This is a genomic window from Clostridium sp. UBA1056 (genome assembly GCA_002316385.1).
Taxonomy (GTDB): Bacteria; Bacillota; Clostridia; order Clostridiales; family Clostridiaceae; genus Clostridium_J.
The window spans coordinates 38359-63397 of record DCDL01000006.1 but is presented as its reverse complement, the minus strand read 5'-3'; the positions used below and the strand labels follow the sequence as shown (position 1 = coordinate 63397).

General features: G+C 28.4%; 35 protein-coding genes and 2 pseudogenes. 18 read left to right on the top strand and 19 right to left on the bottom strand.

The features are described from left to right. Positions 1-218 precede the first annotated feature (218 nt). Positions 219-704: a GNAT family N-acetyltransferase gene (locus B3W71_RS02885; RefSeq protein ID WP_346887438.1), complete on the bottom strand. Its 486-nt coding sequence runs from the start codon at positions 702-704 to the stop codon at positions 219-221. 433 nt (positions 705-1137) lie between these two features. Here B3W71_RS02885 and B3W71_RS02880 point away from each other — a divergent pair, with 433 nt between their 5' ends. Both B3W71_RS02880 and B3W71_RS02875 read left to right on the top strand, forming a co-directional pair. After that, a complete protein-coding gene (locus B3W71_RS02880; protein WP_346887437.1) occupies positions 1138-1710 on the top strand; it encodes a GNAT family N-acetyltransferase in 573 nt (190 codons plus the stop codon). A gap of 107 nt (positions 1711-1817) precedes the next feature. Then, positions 1818-2276, top strand: a complete 459-nt coding sequence (locus B3W71_RS02875; RefSeq protein ID WP_346887436.1) for an NUDIX hydrolase — start codon at positions 1818-1820, stop codon at positions 2274-2276. Positions 2277-2504: 228 nt separating this feature from the next. Here the strand turns inward: B3W71_RS02875 and B3W71_RS02870 are convergent, their stop codons facing one another. The 4 genes and pseudogenes from B3W71_RS02870 to B3W71_RS19225 all read right to left on the bottom strand — a co-directional run. Next, on the bottom strand, positions 2505-3128 hold the full coding sequence (locus B3W71_RS02870) for a histidine phosphatase family protein (protein WP_346887435.1): 624 nt from the start codon (positions 3126-3128) through the stop codon (positions 2505-2507). A 23-nt stretch (positions 3129-3151) separates the two neighbouring features. After that, positions 3152-3661 carry a GNAT family N-acetyltransferase gene (locus tag B3W71_RS02865; RefSeq protein ID WP_346887434.1) on the bottom strand — a complete coding sequence of 170 codons (510 nt, stop codon included), beginning with the start codon at positions 3659-3661 and terminating at the stop codon, positions 3152-3154. A 200-nt stretch (positions 3662-3861) separates the two neighbouring features. Continuing rightward, entirely contained in the window at positions 3862-3972 is a 111-nt protein-coding gene (locus B3W71_RS19230) for a Thoeris anti-defense Tad2 family protein (protein ID WP_414631974.1), read from the bottom strand. Continuing rightward, positions 3947-4051: pseudogene (locus B3W71_RS19225) on the bottom strand (Thoeris anti-defense Tad2 family protein); the annotation flags it as partial. The pseudogene B3W71_RS19225 and the gene B3W71_RS19230, both read right to left, overlap by 26 nt. A 749-nt stretch (positions 4052-4800) precedes the next feature. On the opposite strand from B3W71_RS19225, the gene B3W71_RS02860 reads away from it, so the two are divergent. The 6 genes from B3W71_RS02860 (at position 4801) to B3W71_RS02840 (ending at position 6998) form a co-directional block, all read left to right on the top strand. Beyond that, on the top strand, positions 4801-5046 hold the full coding sequence (locus tag B3W71_RS02860) for a hypothetical protein (protein WP_346887433.1): 246 nt from the start codon (positions 4801-4803) through the stop codon (positions 5044-5046). Further along, positions 5037-5387: a GNAT family N-acetyltransferase gene (locus B3W71_RS02855; protein WP_346887432.1), complete on the top strand. Its 351-nt coding sequence runs from the start codon at positions 5037-5039 to the stop codon at positions 5385-5387. The genes B3W71_RS02860 and B3W71_RS02855 overlap by 10 nt, the downstream gene beginning before the upstream one ends. A 59-nt stretch (positions 5388-5446) precedes the next feature. Beyond that, positions 5447-6250 carry a DUF692 family multinuclear iron-containing protein gene (locus tag B3W71_RS02850; protein ID WP_346887431.1) on the top strand — a complete coding sequence of 268 codons (804 nt, stop codon included), beginning with the start codon at positions 5447-5449 and terminating at the stop codon, positions 6248-6250. A 102-nt stretch (positions 6251-6352) separates the two neighbouring features. Beyond that, entirely contained in the window at positions 6353-6553 is a 201-nt protein-coding gene (locus tag B3W71_RS02845; RefSeq protein WP_346887430.1) for a hypothetical protein, read from the top strand. Between the two features lie 15 nt (positions 6554-6568). After that, positions 6569-6745: a GNAT family N-acetyltransferase gene (locus B3W71_RS19220; protein WP_414631972.1), complete on the top strand. Its 177-nt coding sequence runs from the start codon at positions 6569-6571 to the stop codon at positions 6743-6745. 100 nt (positions 6746-6845) lie between these two features. Further along, on the top strand, positions 6846-6998 hold the full coding sequence (locus tag B3W71_RS02840; protein WP_346887429.1) for a hypothetical protein: 153 nt from the start codon (positions 6846-6848) through the stop codon (positions 6996-6998). 144 nt (positions 6999-7142) lie between these two features. Here the strand turns inward: B3W71_RS02840 and B3W71_RS02835 are convergent, their stop codons facing one another. Further along, positions 7143-7736, bottom strand: coding sequence for a site-2 protease family protein (locus tag B3W71_RS02835; protein ID WP_346887428.1), 594 nt, complete (start codon positions 7734-7736; stop codon positions 7143-7145). 400 nt (positions 7737-8136) lie between these two features. Between B3W71_RS02835 and B3W71_RS02830 the strand changes: the two genes are divergently transcribed. The 4 genes from B3W71_RS02830 to B3W71_RS02815 all read left to right on the top strand — a co-directional run bounded on the left by B3W71_RS02830 (position 8137) and on the right by B3W71_RS02815 (position 12002). Then, positions 8137-9546 carry a PLP-dependent aminotransferase family protein gene (locus B3W71_RS02830; protein WP_346887427.1) on the top strand — a complete coding sequence of 470 codons (1410 nt, stop codon included), beginning with the start codon at positions 8137-8139 and terminating at the stop codon, positions 9544-9546. A gap of 102 nt (positions 9547-9648) precedes the next feature. Then, on the top strand, positions 9649-10119 hold the full coding sequence (locus B3W71_RS02825) for a pyridoxamine 5'-phosphate oxidase family protein (protein ID WP_346887426.1): 471 nt from the start codon (positions 9649-9651) through the stop codon (positions 10117-10119). An 809-nt stretch (positions 10120-10928) separates the two neighbouring features. After that, positions 10929-11102: a hypothetical protein gene (locus B3W71_RS02820; RefSeq protein ID WP_346887425.1), complete on the top strand. Its 174-nt coding sequence runs from the start codon at positions 10929-10931 to the stop codon at positions 11100-11102. Between the two features lie 195 nt (positions 11103-11297). Next, a complete protein-coding gene (locus B3W71_RS02815; RefSeq protein ID WP_346887424.1) occupies positions 11298-12002 on the top strand; it encodes an endonuclease V in 705 nt (234 codons plus the stop codon). Between the two features lie 117 nt (positions 12003-12119). Here B3W71_RS02815 and B3W71_RS02810 read toward each other — a convergent pair whose 3' ends face one another. Then, the gene (locus B3W71_RS02810) at positions 12120-13019 is read right to left on the bottom strand and encodes an AraC family transcriptional regulator (RefSeq protein ID WP_346887423.1); all 900 of its coding nucleotides are present in this window, start codon (positions 13017-13019) and stop codon (positions 12120-12122) included. 585 nt (positions 13020-13604) lie between these two features. On the opposite strand from B3W71_RS02810, the pseudogene B3W71_RS02805 reads away from it, so the two are divergent. From B3W71_RS02805 to B3W71_RS02795, 3 genes and pseudogenes are all read left to right on the top strand, one after another. Next, positions 13605-13688: pseudogene (locus B3W71_RS02805) on the top strand (endonuclease V); the annotation flags it as partial. 204 nt (positions 13689-13892) lie between these two features. Next, entirely contained in the window at positions 13893-14333 is a 441-nt protein-coding gene (locus B3W71_RS02800; protein WP_346887422.1) for a PKD domain-containing protein, read from the top strand. A 178-nt stretch (positions 14334-14511) separates the two neighbouring features. Then, positions 14512-14970, top strand: a complete 459-nt coding sequence (locus tag B3W71_RS02795) for a PKD domain-containing protein (protein WP_346887421.1) — start codon at positions 14512-14514, stop codon at positions 14968-14970. Between the two features lie 351 nt (positions 14971-15321). Here the strand turns inward: B3W71_RS02795 and B3W71_RS02790 are convergent, their stop codons facing one another. Together B3W71_RS02790 and B3W71_RS02785 are read right to left on the bottom strand one after the other, a co-directional pair. Further along, positions 15322-15789 carry a DUF6773 family protein gene (locus B3W71_RS02790; RefSeq protein ID WP_346887420.1) on the bottom strand — a complete coding sequence of 156 codons (468 nt, stop codon included), beginning with the start codon at positions 15787-15789 and terminating at the stop codon, positions 15322-15324. Continuing rightward, complete coding sequence (locus tag B3W71_RS02785) at positions 15789-15971, bottom strand: helix-turn-helix transcriptional regulator (RefSeq protein WP_346887419.1); 183 nt, start codon at positions 15969-15971, stop codon at positions 15789-15791. Before B3W71_RS02785 ends, B3W71_RS02790 begins: the two co-directional genes overlap by 1 nt. Before the next feature lie 373 nt (positions 15972-16344). On the opposite strand from B3W71_RS02785, the gene B3W71_RS02780 reads away from it, so the two are divergent. Further along, positions 16345-16779: a PKD domain-containing protein gene (locus B3W71_RS02780; RefSeq protein WP_346887418.1), complete on the top strand. Its 435-nt coding sequence runs from the start codon at positions 16345-16347 to the stop codon at positions 16777-16779. Between the two features lie 208 nt (positions 16780-16987). On the opposite strand, the gene B3W71_RS02775 is transcribed toward B3W71_RS02780, so the two are convergent. Next, positions 16988-17251, bottom strand: a complete 264-nt coding sequence (locus B3W71_RS02775; RefSeq protein WP_346887417.1) for a cupin domain-containing protein — start codon at positions 17249-17251, stop codon at positions 16988-16990. 118 nt (positions 17252-17369) lie between these two features. After that, complete coding sequence (locus B3W71_RS02770; protein WP_346887416.1) at positions 17370-17828, bottom strand: MarR family transcriptional regulator; 459 nt, start codon at positions 17826-17828, stop codon at positions 17370-17372. A 470-nt stretch (positions 17829-18298) separates the two neighbouring features. On the opposite strand from B3W71_RS02770, the gene B3W71_RS02765 reads away from it, so the two are divergent. After that, positions 18299-18868, top strand: a complete 570-nt coding sequence (locus tag B3W71_RS02765) for a sigma-70 family RNA polymerase sigma factor (protein WP_346887415.1) — start codon at positions 18299-18301, stop codon at positions 18866-18868. A 279-nt stretch (positions 18869-19147) separates the two neighbouring features. Continuing rightward, entirely contained in the window at positions 19148-19681 is a 534-nt protein-coding gene (locus B3W71_RS02760; protein WP_346887414.1) for a YcxB family protein, read from the top strand. 944 nt (positions 19682-20625) lie between these two features. On the opposite strand, the gene B3W71_RS02755 is transcribed toward B3W71_RS02760, so the two are convergent. The 8 genes from B3W71_RS02755 to B3W71_RS02720 all read right to left on the bottom strand — a co-directional run bounded on the left by B3W71_RS02755 (position 20626) and on the right by B3W71_RS02720 (position 25023). Next, positions 20626-20925, bottom strand: a complete 300-nt coding sequence (locus tag B3W71_RS02755) for a YcxB family protein (RefSeq protein ID WP_346887413.1) — start codon at positions 20923-20925, stop codon at positions 20626-20628. A 390-nt stretch (positions 20926-21315) separates the two neighbouring features. Next, positions 21316-21507 (bottom strand): hypothetical protein, encoded by a 192-nt coding sequence (locus B3W71_RS02750; protein WP_346887412.1) that lies wholly within the window; start codon positions 21505-21507, stop codon positions 21316-21318. Positions 21508-21686: 179 nt separating this feature from the next. Beyond that, a complete protein-coding gene (locus B3W71_RS02745) occupies positions 21687-21896 on the bottom strand; it encodes a hypothetical protein (RefSeq protein WP_346887411.1) in 210 nt (69 codons plus the stop codon). 23 nt (positions 21897-21919) lie between these two features. Next, the gene (locus tag B3W71_RS02740; RefSeq protein ID WP_343824456.1) at positions 21920-22123 is read right to left on the bottom strand and encodes a helix-turn-helix transcriptional regulator; all 204 of its coding nucleotides are present in this window, start codon (positions 22121-22123) and stop codon (positions 21920-21922) included. A 14-nt stretch (positions 22124-22137) separates the two neighbouring features. Beyond that, positions 22138-22539 (bottom strand): hypothetical protein, encoded by a 402-nt coding sequence (locus tag B3W71_RS02735; RefSeq protein WP_346887410.1) that lies wholly within the window; start codon positions 22537-22539, stop codon positions 22138-22140. Between the two features lie 314 nt (positions 22540-22853). Further along, positions 22854-23108, bottom strand: a complete 255-nt coding sequence (locus tag B3W71_RS02730; RefSeq protein WP_346887409.1) for a hypothetical protein — start codon at positions 23106-23108, stop codon at positions 22854-22856. Positions 23109-23119: 11 nt separating this feature from the next. Next, a complete protein-coding gene (locus tag B3W71_RS02725; RefSeq protein ID WP_346887408.1) occupies positions 23120-24034 on the bottom strand; it encodes a ParM/StbA family protein in 915 nt (304 codons plus the stop codon). A gap of 656 nt (positions 24035-24690) precedes the next feature. After that, the gene (locus tag B3W71_RS02720) at positions 24691-25023 is read right to left on the bottom strand and encodes a hypothetical protein (protein ID WP_346887407.1); all 333 of its coding nucleotides are present in this window, start codon (positions 25021-25023) and stop codon (positions 24691-24693) included. Positions 25024-25039: the final 16 nt, after the last annotated feature.

Here is a 25039-nt window from a genome sequence, read left to right as displayed (position 1 = left end):
CCCGCTCTTTACTCCAACTTTGAAGAATATTGGAGTATTAGAGCGGGTAGTCATCGGATAAAGCTCATGTACTTAATGTTAAAGTCTGAATAGTTAACAATAGATCACATAAGCATAGTAAAAAATTCTTAATATAGAATATTAACAAATTAATGGAACTCCTAAAAAGAGTTCCATTAATTTGTACTTATAGAAAAAGCGAATAAACTAATTTCTTCTTAGTGAAGAATCATAACCTCAAACTCGATTTTCCCGTTATCCGATATACTTTCAAAAGAGTTAATTTTTTGAAATCCTAATCGCTGATATACCTTAATTGCTCGTTTATTAAAAGTTGCTACAGTCAAACGAAATACTTTTGCTGATAGTTTATTTCTGGCAAAATCTAAACCACTATTAAAAAAATCAAGCCCTAATCCTTGGCCACATAAATTTGGTTTTATTCCTAAACCAATATCAGTAATATCTTTGCAATCATAAACACCAAATTGATTTCCTGCTGAAACTTGAGCAGATTCACCAAAGCAATAGTAGCCTATTAGATTATTCTCCTTGCTAGAAACCGAAAAATAATACCCATTAAGAAGTTCATCTATACAGCTATCACTTTCATCCATACTATAGATTGAAAATGGTTCTTTATAAACCCATTTTGAAATTTGCTTTGCTTCATTATAATTCATTTGCTTTATATTTAGTTCCATGCTAAATCCCCCATTACTTAATTGCCTATTTATTTGATTATATCCTATATATTTGTAAAGATGAATAACCACTTATCATAGTGAATTTAAAAAAGTTTAAGAAAAATCTTCTATATCTCTATTTTACTGAGAACACTTCATCCGTCTGTTAGGATAAGAAAAGAACCAATTAAGAGAACAGGTTAAAATTAATTATACCAGTATTTACAAAAATATATAAGTATGTAATAAATAGTGGTACAATTATTATACTAATTAGTTAGTGCTTTGATTTTATTGTGAATTAGAAGATGAAAATAAGATCTTTGAAAATTGAATAATACGGTATATAAAATTATATAGTTAAAAACATAATGTATGACGTAATTTTTATATTTACAGGATTAATTATAAACTTAAATACTTAGAAAATTTTCTATGGTGGAGGATGAAAGTGAAAAAATTCATACAACAAATATCAACAAATAATTTAGAAGATTTTTTTACATTGTTTAGTAATGATAAATGTGAAAAATGCCAGTGTACTTTCTACTTTTCAGTTAATAATATCGATAATTGGACTAAAATGAGCATTGAAGAAGTTAAAAAATTAAGAGAAAATATAACAAGTAAATGTCATGACGGATATATTTATTATATAGATCATAAACCTGTTGCGTGGTGTCAATGTGTGTATCCACAAGATGTACCTTATCTAAAAAAATTACTAAATATTGAAAAAAGCGAAAATGCTAAAATAATATCATGCTTTTTTATTAAAAGAGAGTATAGGGGAAAAGGGATACAAAAAGAGCTTTTACAAAATGTATTAGTTCAATGTAAAAATGAAGAAATAGACTTAATTTATTCAATACCAGTTTTTGATGATTTTCTTAAGACTATTGATGAGAAACGAAAAAATGAAAAGTTGCATACAGGACACAAGAAATTATTTGAACAGTTTAATTTTATTTGTATAGGTAACAATGGAAGATACTATTTTATGAAAAAGGATTTAACTATATAAAATAAATAATTTTTTAAATACTGTATTATTCAACAATGAATTTTACGGTACTTTTTACGTTTATAATTCTGAAATAGAACAAAATCATTGGAAACGGGGGCTATAGTATGTCAAATTCAAGAAAGCTGGTTGGACACCTACCATCAGCTGGAGTTATTATAGTAGATGAAAAAAATAGGGTGCTATTACAACTAAGAACTGATAATAATAAATGGTGTATTCCAGGCGGTGCCATCATTTTAGGTGAAACTACAAAGGAAGCTGCCAAAAGAGAAGTGTTTGAGGAAACAAATTTAGTTGTCGAAGAGCTTAGTCTATTTAATGTTTATTCTGGAGAAGAACAACATTGGATTTATCCTGATGGAAACGAAGTATATTTTATTAGTATTGTGTATATAACAAATAAATTTAACGGAACTATGAAAGTTGATGGAATTGAAGGTACGGAATTAAAATTCTTTGCCATAGATAACCTACCTCAGGATATTACGCCATCCAATAAGCCTATTTTAAATGATGTGAAAAATAGATTGAAACATATTTTTTGGATTAAAGATAAAGAATAGCTTTTTAAGAATACTCCAATTATATTGAATTTCTGATAAGAATCCATATAATAAGCGTATAAGTATTTCAAATTGCTTATACGCTAAAAACTGACTATTACGTTCTCTTTTCTTTGTTTTATAGGCACCATGAAATTGGTAAAAATGTATGTTTAAGGCACATTTTCAGTCATTAAATTATGAGCCTTTGATAATTTTTTTCTTTTGCAAATATTACCTAATCCGATATTAATTATACTGTAAATGCTCAATATTATTACTCATAACTATTTTCCAATTTCCATCTATATACTCAATCATATGAATACCAGTAGTAGATGTTTTGCATAAATTAGGTGACTTGTTGGTCCACTCATAATTATTCAATATGTAGTATAAAACCTCTATGACACCGCCATGAGTAACAATCATTATATTATCTTTCTCTGTCTCCATAGAAATATTATTACAAAGATATTCAAAAGAACTCTTTATTCTATTGTAAAACTCAATAGGACTTTCTCCCTCTGGATATCTCTCATTCATATCTAATGTATTATAAAAAAGCCCAGGATATCTTTCTAATGCCTCTTTATTATCCATTCCTGCCAACTCTCCATTATTCATTTCGCGCCAATCACTAGAATATTCAACTGGTACATTTAGTATATCTTTAAGCTCCCTAGTTGTTTCAACAGTTCTCTCTAAATCACTACTAATTATTTTGCTAATACTATAGTTTTCTCTATTTTTACATAGAAAGCTTGCTAATAATTTTGCTTGCTTAGTACCCTCTTCTATTAGCCCTCGATTGCTCCATCCACCTCTATAGTTGTCATCATCCTGACCATGTCTAACTAGATATATTCTCAATTATGCTCCACCCCTTCATTTCTTTATTTTGTAGGTATTGTAATTACATATTTTTTGCCATCAAAAGAACCAACTATCTGCCCGCCATTTTTAAGCATTACTTTAATAGTTGGAATGTTATTTTTGTATGGAAATAACTTTATATCCTTATAACCAAAGGATATACATTTCTTTAATAATCCTTTAAGCAGGATATTCCCATAACCCTTTCCACGGTATCGCTTACTAATTGCATACCCTAAATTACCGACACCTATACTTTCTAAATACTTACTTGATCTATGTCTAATTCTTCCTATACCAACAGGCTTATCATCAATGTATAAGAAGTAGGTTGTTTCTGGAATCCATCCATCAGGTAAATTATTTCCTTTCGAATAATCATCTTTTTTTTGAAGCCACAAAAGATATTCTTCATACGACTTTTCATAAACTTGATTAAAAAAGCCATTTTCATTGTTTTTTATATTTTGTAACGTTTCATATTCTTCATTACAACAATTCAAAGATAATTGTTTAATTTCTATTTTCATGCCTGTACTCCATTAAATATAAATTAATTTACAAAAATGTATTATTGTCCTTTATTTAATTCTACATGGTGTAATCACAAAATTGCAAGTATTTTACATGAGCTGTACTAGGCTTAATTAATCACTTCATGTAGGGCAGTAACCACATCTAGGACAACGTGGTACATTAAATGTTGTTCCACAAACTGGGCATACATGCATTATTCAACTACCTCCCAATCTTCTGCAAGCATACCTCTCTGACTTGCTAACCATGGCACTCTATTCTTCGATGCTTCTGGGTTGTTAGTCTGTAGTGTCGATGTAGATATATGGATGTGTCATCTTACTATGCTCATCTGGAACTTGTAGTTCAATAAAGATACCTTTACCATTCCATCCTCTACGTCTTGCCTTCTTACCTTACTTTAATTTTTCTAAAGCTTATCCAAAATTCATATACAAATCCTCCTTAATTTTTAAGCATAATAAAAGCACCTACTATTTTTACTTAGTAAGTGCTTTTATTTTTTGTTATCTTCTTTATCCTTCTTTTCAGCTTTTTTTTCTTCTTCTTTAATAATTTCTATAGCTTCCTTAAAAGTAAGGGTCTCATTTATATTTGGTATATCTTTCATAATAATCACCTCGTATAATCCATTATTTGAAGAGAACTTAAGTAATTCATCCATAATAATTTTATGTGTTTTGTCATTTAATTTATTTATATCTTATTTAGTACTAATATTCAATAATTTATCACGAAAAACGTTATAATCAAACTTGTTATTTTTATTTAACATAAAAACATTACCTTGGGTAGTTACAACTGTCATAGCTCCAATTCGTTCATCTCTTATTAATTGGAACCAATCTCCAAACGAAAAAGTACTATGTTTCAAAATCTCTTTTAACATTGTTTAAGAGTTCTTTATTTTCATCTAAGAATCCCATATAAATCCTCCACTAAGAAAATAGCATAGGCTCATTACAATGGAAAAGTAACCGCCTGTTATTGACAGAAAATAAACAATTAAAGAACAAATTAAATACGATTAGCTAATATTTACAAATATATATAAGTATGTAATAAACAGTGGTACAATTAGTATATTAATTAGTTATTACTTACAAAAAATAAACTATTTGGGGGAATATGAGTGAAAGTAAGAGAATATAAAGATACTGATAATCTTCAATGGGTAAGGTGTAGGGTTCTATCATTTTTAGATAGTGCATATTTCGATAATGTACTCCGTGAAAAAGAGCACTATGAAAATCCTTCTATTGAATTAGGGGCAGAGGTTGATGATAAAATTATAGGTTTAATAGACATAGAATATGAAACTGAAAAAGGAACGGTTTGTGATAGTACTGATGAATTAGGGGCCATGATATGCATTTAGCAGTATTACCTGAATATAGAAAATTAGGTATTGCAACCTTGTTACTAGGTGAGGCAATAAATATGTTGCAAATCAAAGAAATAAAGAAACTTGAAGCATGGACAAGAGATGATGAATGGGTAAATGATTGGTATAAAAATAGAGGGTTTATCTTGAAAGAATCATATCTTCATGTTTATGCTGAAGGTAATGAATGTGATAAGATCACTCAATCCAAGATTAATGAATTATTTATATGCAATAGTTTTGCTCACTATATCGGTGAAGATAAGGAGACCATTAAAAAAGAATTTAAAAGGGTGCATGGGTGTAACTTATATGAATTAGTATTAGCAGATTAGTTTGTACTTGTAAAAATTACAAACCAAAAATATCCCCTTTGAAAGAGGTGAACTTTTATATGTTATTAGCATGTAATTATTCTGATGAACTTATAGAACTTCTTAAAGAAGATATTGTTAATGTGGACTATATCAAATTAGGACTTTTTGAAATGTATAAGGATGTTTGGGAAAAAGCTCTCTCAATAAAGCCTATACTTTTGCATGGATTAGGGTTTAATGAAAGAGCAAGCATGAAGAATATAAATGATGTCAATTGGGAGTATGTAAGTAGTTCAATATATAAGTATAAATCCCCTCATTATGCTATTCATTTAGCATCGATCCTAAAAGATTGGGATTATATTTGCAAAGAGCAAGTTATGATTGAGCATATGACTAATGTAGTAAAAGTATGGTCAAATAATATTGAAGTTCCATTTTTAATAGAAAATATGCCATATTCATTATTTGACGAAGAAGAATTTGGAATGATGAAGTTTTGTACAAGCACTGATGTAATAAATCAAATATTGGACAAAACTAATGCTAAATTATTATTAGATATTGCGCATGCTAAAGTAACTGCAACAAATTGTCATGAGAGCGTCTATGATTATTTAAATCGATTACCATTAGAAAAGGTAAAGGAGATTCATATAGTAGGAACTGCTGAAAAAGAAAATGTTGAATTAAGAGATTGGCATTTAGAAATGAAAGAAGAAGATTATGAAATTCTTCAGTGGATTTTATCAAAAACCAAACCAGATATTGTAACATTAGAATATGGCGGACCTGGGGAAGTATTCTCATGGAGAAGTGATAAAGAGGCATTAAAGAGACAACTTATTAGGCTGATGGAAATTTGTAATAGTGTAACATAGTTTAACAATATTTCATTAAATCATATATTTTTGTATTTAATAAACTATTTAGGAGAAGCAGTAAGATGATAAGAAAATTAATTAAAGGGAGTGCTTTATACTATGATTATGTATAATACAGATAAAAAAGTTGATTATGATAAGTTAAAAACTTTATTTAATGAAGTAGGATGGAATGATAAAACTGATGATATTAATAGATTAAAAGCTATGGTAGAAAATTCTCAAATAGTAGTTACTGCATGGGATGAAGAAACCATGGTTGGATTTGCTAGATGTACAACTGATTATGTATTTAATTGACAAATAAATAATGTAGTGGTTGATTCGAAATACAGAAGAAAAGGTATTGGTAAAGTTTTAATAAATACCATATTAGATAGTAGCAAACAAGTTACTTACATGTTAAGGGGAAGTATTAGAAATGAGAAATTCTATAGAAGTTTAGATTTTGAAGATGGCCCTATATCTTTGATTTATAGACGGAAGGAATAACATGAAAGAGGTATCGACTCATTAGCCATATTGAAAAGATCAGAATAAAAGTTATATATACCTATTATTAAAAAATACTTATCTTAAAAGGGGGATAAAAATGAAGAAAAGAGAAATTTTTATGTTATCAGCATTAGCATTTTCCTGTGGTATAGTTTTCGGATTTTTACTTTCACCTATAAAGCAAGGTATCACTGTTAATGGTGGTGATAACACAAATAATAGCTTTAATAAAAAAGTATTTAGCAACTGATGAATCATAATAACACATAATAGTAATCTTTTTAGTAGGAGTTATCGTACGTAATTTTCTTATATCGAGCAGTATAGGTGGACAATTCCACCTATACTTTTTTTACTCTATTTCAACACTATATTAAAACATAGCCTTAAATTTTTATTGTTGCCTTTTAGAATAATAATATGTGAATGCAATTCTTCCACCGCCCATACAAATGATGGCAATTAAATTAAAGCTAATCACTATAGAAAAAATCTGTTGAGGAAGTTGCTGAATAAATATTACATATATCACGCTTATAAATATTCCTAATATAAAATTAACTGGACGTAGTTTCGGTTTTGTATCTGCAATACTTTTCATATCACTTACTAAATAAATATTTCCCAATACAAGATAACTGATTGCTTCTGCCAAATGCAAAGTTACAAATTGATATACAAACAACTCGATATAATTGTTTTTTATAGGATTTATTTGAATTAATATTGATATCACAAAAGCCAAAAACAAATTTACAAAGATTCCTCCATATGACACCATTAGATTCTGCTTAGGTGTTAACTGTTCTGCCTTTTCTTCATCTACTGGAGCTGGCGTAGAAAAGAATAAATATGGCTTTACGCTTACTTTAAGCCAATTTTCTTTGCACCCATATTTCCAATAAAAAAAGGAATGTCCTAATTCATGAAACCAAATTACTAGATAAAAAGCCACATAACTAATAATAATTTTAAATAGTAGATCCAAAATTATACCCCCTTCATACATTTTATTAAATATAGGATTATAATAATACCTCTCTCCGCCCAATACAAAGGATGGAGTTCCTCCTCTTCACCCACCATTGCACTATTAATTATACTTCATTAAAAGTTATTATAAAACAATTATGGAATAATTATCATCTAATTTATCAAATATATACATCAATATTTTGTATTGTATATTATAATTCTCCTAAATTGATTTCAAATGGTAATCTATGGCCAAGGAAATATTATTATATGTAACGAGATATTAAGATGAGGAAACTAGTATAAGTATAAAGCGGCGTGTTTAATATAGTCGATTTTCAGATTTTATGGGATACAGTTAAACACGTTTATGTTATAATTGTGGCAAATATTAGTGAATGGGGGGAATGTGAATGCTGCACATTGATCATGAAGTCCAAAAACCAATTTATCAGCAAATATATGAACAAATAAAACATGATATTCTTATGGGGAATTTGCCTATTGGCACACGAATAACATCCACGAGGGCATTGGCAAGAGAATTGCAAATTGGACGGAATACTGTAGAAAACGCCTATGCACAACTAGTTCTAGAAGGATACATTACAAGTGTGGCAAGCTCTGGCTATGTGGTGAACAATTTGCAATTTAATATTAACCCGAAAGCAGCGGAGATATTAACAACGGGCGAAGCGGTGGTTGTCGCTTCCGATCGTGAGATTGAAAATATTCGTTATAATTTTCAATATGGAAATCTCGATGCTGCGAGTTTTCCGTATAAGCTCTGGAGGAAGTATATGGCTGATGTGTTGGATGGACCGGATGCGCAAGAAGTCCACAGCGATGGCTATATAAAAGGAGACATAGATTTACGAATCCAACTCATGGAATATTTGTATCACACCCGTGGAGTCAACTGCAAACCGGAACAGATTATAATTTGTAGTGGCACACAATCCGCTCTTGAAATTATAATAAAAATATTTCCCTACGTGGAAAAAAAGGTGGCCATGGAGGAACCCTGCTATAATGGTGCCAGTGTCATCTTCCGAAGTAGTGGATTCAATATTTCGCCGATACCGGTTTGTGAGGATGGGATTGAATTAAAGGAACTTACCGCATCATCCGCAAGAATGGTTCATATTACACCATCCCACCAGTTTCCAATGGGTACCGTTATGCCAATCCATAAGCGAATCGAAATATTGAACTGGGCACGAGAACATGACAATATCATTATCGAGGATGATTATGATAGCGAATTTCGTTATAATGGGCGGCCAATTCCATCTTTACAATCCATTGATCAATATGAGCGTGTAATCTATGTTGGTACATTTTCCAAAGCACTTTCTCCTGGCCTTCGGATGGCATATATGATACTGCCGACATGGTTGCTACCAGCATATCAAGAGAGGTTTACTGGATGCCAATGTACTGTACCATTAATAGAACAGAAAATTCTTGCCCGATTTATGGCGGATGGGCATTGGGAAAAGCATGTACGGAAGATTTGCCTATCTCAAAAAAAGAAGCACGATATTTTGATTGATGGAATCAAACAAAATATGGGAAATAAGGTGCGAATCCATGGTCACCAAGCTGGATTACATATTCTACTGGAGTTTTTGGATGGACAGCAGGAAGAGGAACTTATCCAAAAAGCACTTGAATACAAAATTAAAGTATATCCTGTATCCCCTTTCTGGCTGAACAAACAAAATTATAGGAATAATGCCCTTATCTTGGGGTATGGCATGATGCCAGAGAAGGACATCCCGAGAGCTGTGGAGATCTTATATCAAGCCTGGTTCTGTTAATCCAACTGTATCCTATGAGATTATTTAAACCGGTTCTTACAAAGGAGCCGGTTTTGTATTATAGTAAAGGAAAAAGGAACAGTATGATAAGGAGGCTATATTATGCAACATCGAATGAAAACACATCCTTTAACGGAAGAACAGATAAACCACTTGCTTCAGCGAGCACAAACCGGCAGTTTGGCCACACTGAATCCTGATGGTACACCGTACAGTACTCCAATCCATTTTGTCTATTACGATAATGCAATCTTTGTCCATGGGTTACCAAAGGGCAAAAAGCTGGACAATATTGCCCAGGATTCCAGAGTTGGATTTTCTGTTTTTGAAATGGATAAACTGCTGCTAGACCCAGAGGGAAAATCATGGGATACAAATACAAAGTACGAAAGTGTGATTATCTCTGGTACTGCCAAACTTGTGGATGATATCGAGGAAAAAAGAAATGCGCTGAACAAAATCGTGGAAAAATATACACCTCATTTGGTAAACAATGAAATTCCAAGCAATATGGTTAAAGGTACAGCTGTGATACGAATTGATGTGACGGAAATCACCGGAAAATACTATTAATAGTAAATGCAGAATGTCCATCAATTAAAATCTTTATAAGTAAATAATAGATATTCATTTTTCAAGCCGCCCCAATGGGAATAAAAACTATTGTTGCGGCGGCTAAATCTAAATATATATTGCATATCAAATATTAACGATTCTCTTACATTGGAAACCCACATAAGAATCATGGGTTACTGTAATTCTTCACTCTCAAAGGATAAATCATAAGTACTAATTGCAGTATCTGATGTCATTACAAGTATACTAGCAGTATGATCTATACATACTTTTTAAATTCTTCATATCTATATCCCCTCTTAGACATAACTAAAACAATCAATATTACTAAGTATAACATCCCTTCATTATAATGGAAATAAGGAAAGATTCTAAACTTTGTGGTTCAATGTAATATAGCATACGCTTACACAAAGATAGCTGATTTTAAAGAAAGAGAACTGATATTTGTTTAATTAACTTGTTGTGCTAGATGAATTTAGTAATTTTCATAAAAGAATTATTTAATTCATATATGTAACATTATATAGCATTATAACTTTTTAAAAAGTTATAATGGAAACTATTTAAATATTTAACATTTTAAAATTTTAAAATGTTAGTTCATTCATTGGAAATTGGTGATATCTATCTTTCTATGTATGGATAAAAGTGAAATATAAATAATATTATTATCTATGATGTCTTTAACTAGCACAATAGGTTTAATTATATACACTATATTGAAAGTGATGTTATAATTTACATATATACAAACTTTAATTTAATGGATAATACAAAAATAATATATCTGAAGGAGTGTGGAGATGATGGCTTCTATTAAAAGTATACAACAATATTTAAATAAAAATAATATTGATATTGCGTTTGTATTTGTAATATTAGGAATACTTATGAGTTCATTTATTAATTATGCTTGGATAGTCTCTATGGTGGCTTGTTTATTCATAAAAGATGAAAAAAAACAAGTTAATTCATAAGGTGCTCGTACCTTTTACTATATCAGGAAATTTTACTCCTTTGATTACATACCATTATCAGCACTATACTAAAATATAGCCAAATTTAAAAGAATGGAACGAAGAGGAAGTATTAATTAAGGAAAAATTAAGAAGATTTAAAAATGATAAATAGCCAAAAAGAGTGGCATAAAGCTATAGGAAGAGAGTAGTAGTATGGAAATAAAAGAAGTTCATAATTTTAATATTTATAAAGAAGAAGAGTTTATAGAGATACAAAACAAATTAAAAGAAAAAATAGTATTTAAAAATACGTTTAATAAAAATGATATTAAATTAGTTGCAGGTGTAGATTTAGCTTATTGGGAAATTGGAGATAAGCAATATGGTACATGCTGTATAGTTGTTATTGATTATAATACTAAAGAGGTAATTGAAAAAATTAGTAGTGCAGGAGAGATAAAAGTACCATATATACCTGGGTTTTTAGCATTTAGAGAATTACCTTTAGTTATTGAGGCTTCAAAGAAATTAATAGTAGAACCTGATATATTTATCTTTGATGGCAATGGATATTTACATTTTAATCATATGGGAATAGCTACTCATGCGTCATTTTTCTTAAATAAGCCAACTCTAGGAGTGGCAAAAAGTTACTTGAAAATTAACGGAGTAGATTTTAGTATGCCAGAAGATGAAGAAGGTTCATACACTGATATTGTAATAGATAAAGAGGTATACGGTAGAGTGCTCAGAACAAGAAAAGCTGTAAAGCCTATATTTATATCATGTGGGAATTATATTGATTTAGAAAGTTCTACTGACATAGTACTAAATTTTATTAATAATGAAAGTAGACTACCAATTCCAACCAGACTAGCAGATTTAGAAACACATATTAGTAGAAGAGAGTTAAGCTAACTCACTATATGAAACTCCTCTATTTGTGTTATTTTACAGTTTCAGTTCACACGCCAAAAGAGCCTTCTATACCTTAAGGCTCTTTTGGGCTTTCTTCCTATTCTAAATATAAAATACTTATTTTCTTAGAATAGGTGCGTAAATCTTAATCCTAGATGTTTCGTCTTTGAAATCAGAATCGTATACCTCAAAACTAGGAAGTCTTGAGAAAACATTTTTGTTCTTGGTATAAACCGTTTGAGGTTGTTCAAGATTTTGTTCACATAGCCATGTCTTGAAAAAATACCTCCAAAATTCTCCGCTAGTTTCCATGCCGAGAGTGGTATCAAACACTGCATATTCACTGCTGTCGAATCTACGGGCAATGAAACCAGAAGGCAAGTTGTCAAGTGTAGAAACTTCCACGCCGATCATATACTTGGCAGTATCATCTTCTCCTGATTCATGAGTCATACCATATTCTACTGGGAAGTTTACTTGATCAGGAATTAGTTCCACTAATTTTTCTCTATTCCATTGTTCATACAAATCTCCTATGTTGTCAGTGCCTATATTGTAATTAATGTCAGTCTCAATTCCTACTACAAGGAAACTTTCTTTTGTGATAAATCGAACACTATTGAAGCTTTGTTTTAAATCCATTTTTATACCTCTTTCCATAAGTAAATTTTCGGGAGGAAAAGGATCAATATGTGGATTTATTCTCCTGAAACGAGCCGGCGGAATTCTATATTGCTGTACAAAACTCTTAGTAAGTGACTGCTGGGACGAAAACCCTGCTTCAAAGGCGATAGAAATGATTCTCTTGTCAGTTTCCTTAAGTGCCTTTGCTGCTTGGTATAAACGATATTTATTAACGTATTCTTTCACTGTATAACCTGTCAATATTCTGAACACCTTTGAAAAATAAGATGGTGAAAGATATACATACTCAGCTATGTCGTCGACTAATATATTTTCGTCATACTTTCTGTGTATAAGTTGGATTGCTTCAAATATAATACTCTGATAATCCATGTTGATCCCTCCTTCCAATATTATACTACTACATCATGATTTAAAAGTTTTGTCAGAATCAACTTAGTTTGAACTCTCCATATCAAAAAATTCTTTTAGCATCATCAAATTTAACTTCCTTGTTGTTTTCTTCTTATTCTCCATACTTTTATATTCTTTTAGGTGTAGTAGCCTCTATGCCTTTAATATCTTCTATATCAATGTATGTGTAGGGATCTTCCAAATCTTCATCATATTTTTCAATACTCCTTGAAGCCTCTTCTTATTTCTTAGATAGTACATAATTATCAATAGTTTTAATTGTTCCATCATTATTAAAAATTAATTTTTGATTTACATTTTTCCTATGCTCCTTCCCATATTCTTAACTTCTTATCTTCCACACTTCCGATATTCCACCCAGTTTAAACCCTTGGTATAACTAATACTAAGCCTCTAGAGGAAAGCTATATTTTATAATTATATATCTTTAATTTTTGAAAAAAATTTTTATATCAACAGTTAATATTTCAACAATTACTTTTGTTGTGCTATTTGGATTTATACTTTAAATAAGAAGTTTTAATATATTATATCACTAGCTTAAAACCTGATATATTTATCTTTGATGGTAATGGATATTTGCATTTTAATCATATGGTAATAGCTACTTACGCGTTATTTTTCCTTAAACTTTTAATTCTATTAAATTAAGATAAAGTAGAGAAGGAATTATAAATATATTAATTAACTGTAAAATATATATAATAATTGTTAAATTTTATTTCTTTTGCTTTTTACTTGATTTTATTAAATAAAATGTTAAAATAAGGTGGTGCTGTATTTTACTAGAATGTAAAATAACTAAATTTAACTAGAAAAGGGGTTTTAGTAATGAACAAAAAGATTTTATTATCAAGTGCTTTAGCTTTAACTATTTCTTTAGCACCAATTAGTAGCGCCAAAGCTATGGATTCTGGACTACTTCCACCATCTGGTCCAATTGATGATAATGGAAGTCCTACTTCACGATACGATGTCGTACCGAAACGTGTAGAAGTCAGTATTAATTCAGAAGACTCTGTAAAGGTGGGAGAACCTATCAAATTTGAATCTAGTATTAGTGATATACCTGTACATCGACCTTATGTAATTTCATATTCATGGGATTTCGGTGATGGAAATACTTCTTCTAATTCAGTAACATCACATGTTTTTAATGAACCTGGTATATATACTGTAAAATTAAAAATTGATGGATGGAAAGATCCAGGCTGCTTTGGACGTTATGAAGAGTATTTTGGAGAAACAACTAAAACTATTATAGTAGAATAAATTAATTAATATAGTCCATCTAAAAAAGAAAGAGAAGTAGAGAATTAAGTGTAAACGATTAAATAACTATTAAACTTTACTTGTTACTTGCTTTTATTCAATAAAATTTTAAAATGGGGTAGCATGGTATTTTACTAGAATGTAAAATAACCAAATTAAACAAAAAGGGGTTTTTATAATGAACAAGAAGATTTTATTATCAAGTGCTTTAGCTTTAACTATTTCTTTAGCACCAATTAGTAGTGCTAGAGCTATGGATTTTCAAATAGGTCCACCTGGCCCACGTCCATCAACTGGTGATAATGTATGGCCTCCTTTATCAATCGCTCCAGACTATACACAAATGAGCATTAATAAAGCCACTATTAATTCAGAAGACTCTGTAAAGGTGGGTGAACCTATCAAATTTGAATCTAGTCTTGACGATAGAGTTGTAAATACTTCTGCAATTTCATATTCATGGGATTTCGGTGATGGAAATACTTCTTCTGATTCAGTAGTATCACATGTTTTTAATGAGTCCGGTATGTACACTGTAAAATTAAAGCTTGAGGCATGGCAAAATCCAGGTTGCTATCACAATGGACCTATTAAAAAGTATTCTAGAGAAATAACTAAAACTATTATAGTAGAATAAACAGAGTTCTTTGCTTCAGAGGGAGTTTTTACTCCCACTGAAACTTACTAACAGAATTCTAAGTATCAGTATTTTTGATACTTAGAATTCGTTGTCCTTTAGGGAAAATCGTTATCCAGGGCCGTAGCCTCTCTTTACTCCCATTTTGAAGAAGATAGGAGTATTGGAGCGGGTAGTCATCGGATAAATTATATTAATGTAATCGTTTATATGCTTAAACTAATTTTTAAGCATAACCTTTTGGCAGATGAATATCAATTTTTTCAAACAAGTGTAGTATGAGCATCCGTGTCATGTTCTAAAAATATAAAGAAACACCATAGCTTTTATATCAAAGATATGGTGTTTCTTTTATATAGTTTCTTCAATATCAACTTCATCCTTATTTAGTTCTTCTTCAATCTTATCCTGCTTTTTTCTGTTTAAATAGTAGAAAAGAAATGAAAAGCTAGCAAAACTAATTGTAGTATATAAGAATAAAATTAAAAGAATTTGCATATCAGTAATACCAGCTATTATACGAAGAAAAATAGTACAACCACATCCTGAAATAATACTTCTCTTAATAATATCTTCCTTAATAGTAGTGTTTGTAGAATAAATATCGCTTCCTAATAACGAATTGCGTATTTCAACATAAAATGCCGCACCTACAACACCCACAAGCTCAACTATAATTTGATAAAGTGGAGCATTAAAAATGAATTTTTGCACTACAATTGCTATTAATAAATAGTAAATTAATAGTTGGAATGCCTCACTGTGTACTTTTCTCTTTTGCATTAAAATTCTTTCATCTTGATTCTCTAAACTTTTCATTATATCTCCTCCCAAAATAAATCATTTAAAGTTTTACCCAATACCCTACATATTGCAATACAAAGATTTAGCGATGGATTATAATTTCCAGCATCTATTAACCCTATTGGTTGTCTTGTTATACCTACAACTTTTTCCAATTCATCTTGCTTCATATCACATCCAATACGAGCTATTTTCATTTTTTATTTTTCATATATTCCCTCCTTTATATTATAATAATATTCCAAATATTACCATATATTAACTATTTATTTTATTTTTTTATATAAAATTCTTAATTATTAGATTATCTTAATCTCCTATATCCTGATAGTAAAGACAGAAGAAGAATAAGAATCACATCATCAAAGAATTTTTTTAAGCTTTCAATTCTATTAAATTAAGATAAATTAGAGAATAAATCGTAAATATATTAAATAATTGTAAAATATATTCATAATTATAAATTTTATTATTTTTACTTGATTTTATCCAATAAAATGTTAAAATGGGATGGTGTGGTATTTTACTAGGGGGTAAAATAACCAAATTAAACAAAAAGGGGTTTTAATAATGAACAAAAAGATTTTATTATCAAGTGTTTTAGCTTTAACTATTTCTTTAGCACCAATTAGTAGTGCTAAAGCTATGGACTTTCAAATAGGTCCACCTGGTCCAAGGGATGAGAATGGAAATGTTACTAGACCATCTTTACCACAGCGTATACAAATTAGTATTAATTCAGAAGACTCTGTAAAGGTGGGACAACCTATCAAATTTGAAACTGATGCTTTAAGTAAACTTAGACATAGAGAATTCATAACCTCATATTCATGGAATTTTGGTGATGGAAATACTTCTTCTGATTCAGCACCATCACATGTTTTTACTGAGCCTGGTGTATACACCGTAAAATTAAGATTTGATGCAACTGAACGTCCAGGATATCAGCAAGAGCAACTTAATAAGTATTTTGGAGAAACAACTAAAACTATTATAGTAGAGTAAATTATATTAATGTAATCGTTTATATACTTAAACTAATTTTAAAGCATAATCTTTTGGCAAATGAATATCAATTTTTTTCAAATAGGTGTAGTGGGAACATCCGTGGCATGTTCTAAAAAGCAGAGAGTTATAGTAATTAAAATGAACCGCTAAGTAAAAAACTACTCTATTCCCTTTCGGCTTAGAGTAGTTTTTATTATTGAAATGATTATTCTTCTACAACGGGAATTAAGATTGAAGTTACATATAAATTGCTGTCTGAACGTAGGGCATGCATTACTCCTGCACGAACTATAAAGGCTTTTCCAACAGTCAATTCTATTTCACTATTTTCAAGTACTCCGAAGCCTTCACCTTTAATACAGTAGAAAATTTCGTCGTGCTTTGGGTGCTGGTGTAAAGGCACCTTCTTATCTGCTGGGATGTGATATACATTATTTACAATAGATGATTTAATATTTTCTAAGTTCATTTTCTTCCTCCTAGTTTTTCAATTTATATATTAAAAATAATATTTTTACCTAGTTATTATGCTTATTCTGCATCTCTCAAATTTTAATCTTTGCTCCAAATGCTATGTTTCTTCACTTCTATTGATCTTTCTCATTATTAGCATTCAAATTACTATGTAAATTTATGTTTTCTGTTATTTCACCTATTATTTCCTTTAATAAAGCTTTTCTTTCTTCTGAAATTCCTCTCAATGCAACATTCATTATTTCCTGTTCAGCAGGAATTATATATTCATTGAGTTTTTTACCTTCATCTGTTAGATAAGTTAGAGATGATCTTCTATCATCTTTACTTCTGTTTCGCGTTACTAAATCTTTTCGTTCTAATTGATCTAATAATCTGGTTACATTAGTTTGATCTTTATCCATTCGTATTGCTAAGTCCTTTTGTGTTATGCCCTCTTCTTCTCCCAATCTTCTGATGATTCCAGCCTGCTCAGGTGTAATATTATATTCCTTAAAGAAGTTCACCGTGAACTGACTAAATTTTCTTGTAACATTATTAAGAATAAACCCAATATAATTATCAAGTTCCACTTCCATTCCTCCAATAAATTAATTGCTATAGCAATTATAGCTAATGCAAGTTTTTCTTGTCAAGCTTTATATGGGAAAATATGAAGGTACAGATGCTCCTTTTCTTTAAGTCCTAATAATAGTTTATTTAAGGCATAATCAATGCAAGCGCCGAGAAATAACTGGCCTAAGATAATGGAAATAATAAATTTAAAAAGAAATATTTTCTATGTTTTAAATATATATATATCAGTATTTACAAGTACTTTATATAGATTGCAATGGTTAATTATAATACTAAAAATGATACAAAAATTGTACAGATAAACACACAATAATTTTCAAGTTTTGAAACATATACTGTTTCAATAAGTGTAACAATTACCGTTACAAATAAATCCTTAATATTTATATTTAATTTATGAATAATTTACTTATTTTACATACATAATTTGTAAATTATTGTGTAATCATTTTAAGAGGTGATATTGATGAAAAGTAAGGAATTCAAAGGATTAGGGATTGATATACAACAATCTAAAAACGGTTCTATGGAAGCTAAAGAAAAAATTATTGAGAGATATAAAAACTTTGTTTATAAGGAGGATCTGAAAATAAAGATTTATAACTTCGATATAGAAGATATAATTCAGGTTGGAAATTTTACTATATTGAAATGTATTGATACCTTCAATGAAAGTAAAAATAAAAACTTCACTAGTTATGTTACCAGAGCAATAAAAAACAATTACCTAGACCTTTTATTAAGAGAGAAAAGAAGACATGGAAAAAATACCTTAGATGAAGTTCTAATCGAAATAGCTGACAATTTTAATACTGACGATAGCTTAATTAAATTAATTGAATCATCAAATCTCCATAAAGCTTTTAAAAGCCTAAGTAAAAATGACATAGAGTTAATATGGGAACTGTATTTCCGTGGAGATACAATAAAAGAAGTGGCAGAGAACTTAAATGTCAGCTATACAGCTATATACAGAAGAAAAATTAAAGCTTTAAATATACTAATGAACTCATTAAAGAGTGAGATACAAGGATAAAATAAAAAAGTAACAATTTCATTGTTTATGAAATAATTTTAAAAATAATCCTTGCCAATGACTTAACTCTATAAAAGCAGCTTTGAATTTTCATAAAAAATTTAATCAAATAAGTATTCTTATCATTAAAATTATATTAGATACATTTAATACCTTCTTGAAAAAGTCTATTTATGGTAAAATTATGTTTATGATAACTATTATTTACAGTTATATTTTAATAATGAAAAATAACATTTTAAATGGTATTATAAATTAATTGGAAGATGAGGTACTTTAATGATTTTAAAATATACTAATGGTTTAGAGGATTTTGTAGAATTGCATTATTTCTTAGATACAATTAAAAAGAATAGAATTTTTTATTTCAAATTTAGAAAAATATATTTATATGCATTTTATCTATATTCTCTATTAGCTATTATAAAGGTCACAAAATTGTATTACTTGCATACTAAAATAGTTGTTATTTTTTGTATGTTTACATTGCTGATTGATATTTTGCTCTATAAAATAGTTAAATTAGAACCTAAATTTTATTTAAGTCGATTAAAAAAAACCTATAAACTAGGCACTAAAAAAAATCCAAATTTAGTAAAGGAAAAGGAAGTATCTTTAAAACCAAATAAATTTGTAGTTACAGTAGATAATTCTGAGACAGAAATAAACTTTGAATCTATTTATAAAGTAGTTGAAAACAATGCTAAGATATATATTTTAAATAAGAAATACAAAGCTTTGTTGATAATACCCTATGAAGCATTTAAAGATAATGATGAAAAACTTGATTTTTTAAGTAGAATAAAAAAGTAACAATTTCATTGTTTATGAAATAATCACTTTGAGTTTTTACATATTACTTATGTATAGTTTATTTATAGCTATTTTAAGGAGAGGATATTGTGAAGGAAAAAATAAAGTTATTATTAATATATTCATTTACATTAATAATGACGATTATGGTTTCAATAGTGTTTTCACATAACTCAATAAATATTATAGGTTTAATATCTATAATATTATTTAATATAATATTATTTATACTTTTAATAAGATATATGAATATAAATAAAAGCTTAATATCAAAGTTTTTATTTATCATTGTTTTGTTATTTATACCTTTAATTATAGATATTGATTATTTTATTTCATCTTATATTCAATCAACTCCTACTTTAATTTTTCCAGAAATAATATTAATAATTTTAAATATAATTCTTATTCCCTATGTTTATATTTTTGATATTTTATTTAGGTTAGGGATAATTGAATTTTCTTTTATTATAATACCATTATTTTTTTATATACTTTATATTATAATAAAAAAAATCCTATAAAATAGGATTTTTTATTTAATTATAAGAATGTTAGCCAATATGCATCTTAGCTAATCCTGGATATTGAACTGAACCATTATAACTATAACCTTTTGTTTACATTCTTCTAATTTTTCCTTCTACTGTTTTTCTTTAGATGCTAATAATGTATAGTAGCTTGTCTTATTTACAGCAGCCTTTACAGTTTCATATTCATTTTTTTGATTATAACCAAGCTCTACTGAAGCAACTATTCCATGCGAATTTAATTTATTTCAACATATAAGTTACATATATAAGTTCTAATTAAATTTATACATTAAAAGGAGCCTGAATCTTAGATAAAACTAGATATTTTAAATGTATTCACCCTATATATCAAAATAAAATTTCATAGTGAAGAACTAACGCACTTTGTTAATTCTTCACTATGAAATTTTATTATTTAATAATATATTTTGTAGCTTTATTATCTATTTTATTTTTTAAAAATTCTCTAAAACTATTAGAATCCCCTATAACAAAAGAATCTTTAGTTATAAATGTATATTTGAGACTTTTTAATATAAAGATAAATTTTGTATCTGTTTCATATACCTCTTTGATTTGAGAATAATCAAATTCATAACTACTATCAACTATATCTTTTTTTATATTATCTTCGTAAAAAAATACACTTTGGTCTGTTCCAATATATTTTTTATCTTTCTTTATTCTAATTGTTGATATAATATGAGGCATTTTCCACGCATATATACCATCGAAAATTATAATTAAGCCTATTAAAACCTCTATATATCCAAATGGCTACATAATACGCTTTTAAAGTTATAATATTTACTACAAAAGAGTACAATGACAACTACTGCAAATATTAACGATAAACTTCTTGACCGTGAAATATCATTTTTGAATACGCATGTGTAAGTCTCTTTAAGGTCTTTTTCCTTAATATTATTTATAGATTTAAACTTAATTCCCATAACACCACCTCCATTTATTGAAGATAGTAACATTTAATATTATTATATTTAATATTTGTATATAAAATTAAGTTCTCCATTACATTTAAAATACATTTGTTTTTAGATAATAATTTAATAATAATCAATTTCAAATCCAACCTATTTACTAAATATGAGGTTTAATACGTTTAATATTGGTTAATAGGACTTTATGTAAAATTACTATCCGTAGGTCAGGTCCATACACTATATAGTAAAGTCCATTATCACAATGAGTAACTTTACCTAACATTGGGACTCCATTAACTTTTATACTAATATTATCTCCCATTTTAAGATTGTGTATTAATCTTCCCATCTATAAATTCCAAATTCGGATTGTGAGCAGTTTGTTATACTTCTGAACCCCATCCTTCATATATAAGCGAAAACACCTCCTATGGCTAAATTATGCCATAGAAGATGTTTTCAAACTATATTTATTTGAAATGCCAAATAAAAAAGAGAACTTTAAAATTTAAAGTCTCCTTTCTTTACTTATTTAATTATAAAAGATAAGATTCCTATAACTATACATGCAACTCCACTTAAAAATTGCCCTATTCCAGATGCTTGGCCCATTAATATTAGGTTAAAGATATTTTTACTTTTTTGGTCTTTTCCAAATAGTGCATCATCAGTTTTCATTCTATATATTCCCCATAATACTAAAACCACTCCAAAAATTATAAATAATACTCTAATCATTTTCACTTCTCCATTCCTTATCTTTATTTGTCACCATCTTCGAATATAAAAGTTTCTTCAATTGATAAATCAAAAACTGAAGCTATTTTATATGCAAGTAAAACAGATGGGTTATACTTTTGTTTCTCTAAAGAGATAATTGTTCTTGAAGACACACATACTCTATCAGCTAACTCTTGTTGTGTTAATCCACTCTCTAATCGCAACTCTTTAACTCGATTTTTCATTAAATCACTCCTAATTAGATGGCATGGTTATAATATTTTCTAGATAAAAATTCAGTAATTATAAAAGATATCAAGATAGCAAATAAGGCAGCATTTGTTTGAATCATAATCCAATTAGAAAGGAACATGATAATTAAAATCACAGATATTAAAATCCTTAAAGTGAATTTAGCAATCTTCCCATCTATTAAATCATCTCTTTCATCATAGTCTTTTGATAGTTCCTTGTCTATTTCCTCTTTATTATTTCTATATTTAATATAAGAAACCATAGAAATTATCAAAATTATTCCACCTATGAATATATTTAAATATCCAAAATTGAATCTTACTGATGGATTGAATATTATTTCAATACTACCCATTAGAATAAGCATTAGTGAGACTAGAATACGTTGTATAAACTTATTTTCCAAATAAATCACTCCTAGCTATTATGAAGTTAACTTCATGTGAAGTTTGTTTCATGTGAAGTTAACTTCATAATAAATGATTTATAAATAAATGTCAACATATTTATTATTTTATGTAAAAATAAATGTATTAGAGGTATTGTACAATATGACATTTAAATGTAAAAAAGGAACTTTCGCAAATAGATAAATCTATTCTATGAAAATCCTGGATAAAAAAGCTGAAACCTTAATGGATTTCAGCTTTTTACATTAGTTATATTTTAGTTCATTTTTTCTCACGAATAACATTACTTTTCACCAGCTATCCTTATATTTTAGTCTGGCATCTCACTATAACAACTATCTATTCCAATTTCTAAATTGTGATCTATCATTGCTTCTTTATCTTCTTTAATATTACTACTTAATAAGCTTTTTATTATATCTTCTAGATTTTCATTTTTATTTTTCATAGAAAGTATTATTCTTTCTAATGCAGCGGATTTACTACTTAACTTGTTTTGTTTTTGATAATCTTCTATAGCCTCTATTATATCTTCTTCTAGGCTAAAACTAACTGTTCTTTTCATAGTGTCACCTACTATTTAAATTTTTTAGTTCCCACTAAGTATAAGCCTTTTGCTGTTGCCATCTGTGGTTCTTCTACTATTTTAAAGTCTTCATCAAAATTCATATTTAAAGCCGTACCACCTGCTATATATACGTCCATTTCATCAAGGTTTATCCAATTATCCTCTACATCTTGTGCAACTCTTTCAGATAACACTTTATATGCATTTTTCTTTAGATCTTCATAATCTGTAGAACTATCTATTTCGTTTAAATCTTTTATTGTATTCTCATTTTCAAGTACATTTTGCACATATTCTAATGCACTTCTATTTCCTTGTTCTATTGTTTTAGATCTTTTATCATTAAATTTTAGACCTTTATCAAAATAGCTTAATTCAGTTGTTCTAAATCCTACACTAACCATACCTATAGGATTATTATTAGGGTTATTTCTAACTTCCCATAATAGAGCTGCATCCCCTTCTCTAAAAATAGATATATCAACTATTGTTATGTTTTTATATCCACCTTTTATATTATCTTTTATTTTTACTTCTTTATTTTTATATTTTGAAATAACTTCTTCTAATGTACTTTTCCTAAATAACTTATAAGGTACACCTAACATAATTTTAACTTGCTCTGATACTGCTACTTCATTTAATGATGCATACATTAATTTTTCTACTGTTGTAGTTGTTTTACTATCTCTACTATTTCTCGTAGGAGTATAACCTTCTTTCTCAGCTAGCATACCTGCAAAGTACTCTTCATTGTCTACTTCAATATATATCGGATTTTCATAGTTACTAAAATCTAATGGTCTTCCTAATCCTATAACACTTTTAAATAAACATTGTTTTTTCATATTATTAAACTCAGAATAAGATTTTACATAGCCCCTACCTAAGTCCATACCTATTATTTGTATATCATCTTTCATGTTCTCCACCTCACACCTATTGATTTTGTAATAGTTTCCTATTGACTTACTATAAGTGTACACTTTTACCAATATTTTTTCAATAGTTTTCCAATGTATTTCTAATATAAATTTTAAATCTCGAGTCCATTTTAATGTTAATCTAATATATTTCTAATGCTTTTATATTGATACAGTTTTTTTAGAAAATCAATACTTTTACATTGCTTTTCTATTGTTAGACTATTAGCTAATGAAAATATTATTTTAATAGTTCCTGATGATGTAATATTTTTAATTGCTTTACTTTTCATAGCTTATAAAAATGAAATGAAGAAAAAAGATAAAATCATATAAAATAAAATGGACCCTATAGAATATACACTTTAAAAAGACTATTCATATAGGCTCCATTTTAGTATTAGATAAGTTTTTTTTAATTCATCGATACTTTCTTGTGGAAGTGTTTCTATTAAGCCTTTTAAACCCATATTAGTAATAAGAGCCATTGTCAAAGTATCTCTGCTATATCCTTCATAAAAGAATGGAATCCCATTATTAAATTCCCATTTACCTTCATTTGGTATACGATATTTCCAATCCTCGTCATTTAGCAAGTTTAGAATTAAATACTTTCAAAAAAGCTATGTGAAAAAGTAAATCTTCACATAGCTTTTCTAAAAATATTCTTTATACTTTTCTATATTTTGTATTTCATCAATATACTTAAGCCTTTTGGGTAAAAAACTCTTCAAATAAAGAACAATTTTATTTTCACCAGTATCCGATAACTGAAAATAAACAATCCTACTATTATCTTCTACAGAACCATCTATTGAATTTATAATGACTTTCTGATCGTATATATTCTCCAAATCTAATTTAATCGAGTTTTCTATTGGTTTAGAAAAATTGTCATTTATAAAACATGTTTTTCTAAATTCATTAACAATGATTAGGATTACTAAAATTGAGATTAATAATAAAACTTTTATGATTCTTTTTTTCATGTTTTTCTCCTCAATG

Bases quoted from the DNA above. Each gene is read 5' to 3' on its own strand.
- B3W71_RS02885 (WP_346887438.1), bottom strand. From the start codon at position 704: ATGGAACTAAATATAAAGCAAATGAATTATAATGAAGCAAAGCAAATT.
- B3W71_RS02875 (WP_346887436.1), top strand. From the start codon at position 1,818: ATGTCAAATTCAAGAAAGCTGGTTGGACACCTACCATCAGCTGGAGTT.
- B3W71_RS02865 (WP_346887434.1), bottom strand. From the start codon at position 3,661: ATGAAAATAGAAATTAAACAATTATCTTTGAATTGTTGTAATGAAGAA.
- B3W71_RS02855 (WP_346887432.1), top strand. From the start codon at position 5,037: ATGCATTTAGCAGTATTACCTGAATATAGAAAATTAGGTATTGCAACC.
- B3W71_RS02850 (WP_346887431.1), top strand. From the start codon at position 5,447: ATGTTATTAGCATGTAATTATTCTGATGAACTTATAGAACTTCTTAAA.
- B3W71_RS02845 (WP_346887430.1), top strand. From the start codon at position 6,353: ATGATTATGTATAATACAGATAAAAAAGTTGATTATGATAAGTTAAAA.
- B3W71_RS02840 (WP_346887429.1), top strand. From the start codon at position 6,846: ATGAAGAAAAGAGAAATTTTTATGTTATCAGCATTAGCATTTTCCTGT.
- B3W71_RS02830 (WP_346887427.1), top strand. From the start codon at position 8,137: ATGCTGCACATTGATCATGAAGTCCAAAAACCAATTTATCAGCAAATA.
- B3W71_RS02825 (WP_346887426.1), top strand. From the start codon at position 9,649: ATGCAACATCGAATGAAAACACATCCTTTAACGGAAGAACAGATAAAC.
- B3W71_RS02820 (WP_346887425.1), top strand. From the start codon at position 10,929: ATGATGGCTTCTATTAAAAGTATACAACAATATTTAAATAAAAATAAT.
- B3W71_RS02815 (WP_346887424.1), top strand. From the start codon at position 11,298: ATGGAAATAAAAGAAGTTCATAATTTTAATATTTATAAAGAAGAAGAG.
- B3W71_RS02810 (WP_346887423.1), bottom strand. From the start codon at position 13,019: ATGGATTATCAGAGTATTATATTTGAAGCAATCCAACTTATACACAGA.
- B3W71_RS02800 (WP_346887422.1), top strand. From the start codon at position 13,893: ATGAACAAAAAGATTTTATTATCAAGTGCTTTAGCTTTAACTATTTCT.
- B3W71_RS02795 (WP_346887421.1), top strand. From the start codon at position 14,512: ATGAACAAGAAGATTTTATTATCAAGTGCTTTAGCTTTAACTATTTCT.
- B3W71_RS02790 (WP_346887420.1), bottom strand. From the start codon at position 15,789: ATGAAAAGTTTAGAGAATCAAGATGAAAGAATTTTAATGCAAAAGAGA.
- B3W71_RS02785 (WP_346887419.1), bottom strand. From the start codon at position 15,971: ATGAAAATAGCTCGTATTGGATGTGATATGAAGCAAGATGAATTGGAA.
- B3W71_RS02780 (WP_346887418.1), top strand. From the start codon at position 16,345: ATGAACAAAAAGATTTTATTATCAAGTGTTTTAGCTTTAACTATTTCT.
- B3W71_RS02775 (WP_346887417.1), bottom strand. From the start codon at position 17,251: ATGAACTTAGAAAATATTAAATCATCTATTGTAAATAATGTATATCAC.
- B3W71_RS02765 (WP_346887415.1), top strand. From the start codon at position 18,299: ATGAAAAGTAAGGAATTCAAAGGATTAGGGATTGATATACAACAATCT.
- B3W71_RS02760 (WP_346887414.1), top strand. From the start codon at position 19,148: ATGATTTTAAAATATACTAATGGTTTAGAGGATTTTGTAGAATTGCAT.
- B3W71_RS02755 (WP_346887413.1), bottom strand. From the start codon at position 20,925: ATGCCTCATATTATATCAACAATTAGAATAAAGAAAGATAAAAAATAT.
- B3W71_RS02750 (WP_346887412.1), bottom strand. From the start codon at position 21,507: ATGGGAAGATTAATACACAATCTTAAAATGGGAGATAATATTAGTATA.
- B3W71_RS02745 (WP_346887411.1), bottom strand. From the start codon at position 21,896: ATGATTAGAGTATTATTTATAATTTTTGGAGTGGTTTTAGTATTATGG.
- B3W71_RS02740 (WP_343824456.1), bottom strand. From the start codon at position 22,123: ATGAAAAATCGAGTTAAAGAGTTGCGATTAGAGAGTGGATTAACACAA.
- B3W71_RS02730 (WP_346887409.1), bottom strand. From the start codon at position 23,108: ATGAAAAGAACAGTTAGTTTTAGCCTAGAAGAAGATATAATAGAGGCT.
- B3W71_RS02725 (WP_346887408.1), bottom strand. From the start codon at position 24,034: ATGAAAGATGATATACAAATAATAGGTATGGACTTAGGTAGGGGCTAT.
- B3W71_RS02720 (WP_346887407.1), bottom strand. From the start codon at position 25,023: ATGAAAAAAAGAATCATAAAAGTTTTATTATTAATCTCAATTTTAGTA.